Annotated in this window: 2 protein-coding genes and 1 tRNA gene; 2 read left to right on the top strand and 1 reads right to left on the bottom strand. The window is 40.9% G+C overall.

Translation table 11 applies throughout. The features are described from left to right. The coding region (locus tag J582_RS25235) for an anthranilate synthase component I family protein (RefSeq protein WP_032048940.1) at positions 1-495 on the top strand (495 nt) is incomplete at its 5' end. 98 nt (positions 496-593) lie between these two features. After that, a tRNA-Thr gene (locus J582_RS25230) sits at positions 594-669 on the top strand. A 331-nt stretch (positions 670-1,000) separates the two neighbouring features. Here the strand turns inward: J582_RS25230 and J582_RS25225 are convergent. Continuing rightward, a partial coding sequence (locus J582_RS25225; protein ID WP_032048939.1) for a GFA family protein occupies positions 1,001-1,377 on the bottom strand: 377 nt, incomplete at its 5' end.

The following is a 1,377-nucleotide window of genomic DNA, read 5'->3' as shown; positions in this document are numbered from 1 at the left end:
GAAAAAGAGATTGCTGAACATTTGATGCTGATTGACCTTGGTCGAAATGATGTAGGGCGTGTATCAAAAATTGGTAAGGTCCAAGTAACGGATCAAATGGTAATTGAGCGCTATTCACATGTCATGCATATTGTTTCAAATGTGCAAGGTGAAGTGCGTGATGATATCGATGCACTTGATGTATTTAAGGCAACCTTCCCGGCAGGAACCTTATCCGGTGCCCCAAAAATACGCGCAATGGAAATTATTGATGAAGTAGAGCCCGTAAAACGAGGTGTCTTTGGTGGAGCAGTGGGATATTTAGGTTGGCATGGTGAAATGGATATGTCGATTGCAATCCGTACTTGTGTTATCCGTGATAAAAAAGTGTATGTGCAAGCTGGAGCAGGGCTTGTTGCTGACTCAAATCCAGAATCTGAGTGGAATGAAACCCAAATAAAAGCTCGCGCAGTGATCAAAGCGGTTGAATTATCATCAAACGGATTGATTTTATGAGTTTTTAGCGGTTTTTTTTAAAAAACCGCTTGCATCGTTTGGAAGTTTTGCTAAACTGCACACCGTTCCGATACGAAACGTACGAAACACTAAGAAACGCCGGCATAGCTCAGTTGGTAGAGCAACTGACTTGTAATCAGTAGGTCCACAGTTCGAATCCGTGTGCCGGCACCATCATTAAACCTCATGAATATTTGATTTATGGGGTTTTTTGTTGTTTGTAGGTTTTGAAATATAGCTTTTAGCTATGTTGCCTTAGACGAAAAAGAGATTCGTTAATAAGAAATGAAAAAAGCCCAACTTCCTGTTGGGCTTTTTTCGTATTTCGTTACTAGGTATACATCCTGTAATACCTCACGTCCTGATGCCTAAACTTATTATTGTTGTTTTACGTTTTGGAACTTCCTGTTCCTGATGAGTTCATCATAGGCAATTCACTAGGTCATAGAAAGACGTCAATTTCCTGAATGAATGTAGGAAAAAGCGTACGAGCTTGTCAGAACAACTACCCTTCTTTCTTCTTCTCTATCATTTTTTCAAAATGTTTAAGGTTTGGGTTCAACATGTCCCAAGCATAGGCCTGACTCACAAAAACCTCCGCTTTAGGGTGATAGACACTTGGGTCATCCAAAGTACCTGCGCGTATCGAGATCATTTCAGGAACAAGTTCAGGTAAACCAAAAAGCTGAGAACCACAAGTCGGGCAAAAAGCTCTTTTAATAGGACGGCCAGAAGAACCGACGGTCTCAAAATATTTAAGTTCGCCAGTTATTTTCAATTCAGATTGATGAAAAAAAGCGATGGGCGCATAGGCCGAACCTGTGGCTTTTTGGCAATCTCGACAATGGCAATTAAAACTATAACGTGGCTCTGCATCGCTTT

Source organism: Acinetobacter sp. 1566109 (assembly GCF_000582255.1).
Classification (GTDB): domain Bacteria; phylum Pseudomonadota; class Gammaproteobacteria; order Pseudomonadales; family Moraxellaceae; genus Acinetobacter; species Acinetobacter nosocomialis.
This window is presented reverse-complemented; position numbering and strand designations above follow the sequence as displayed.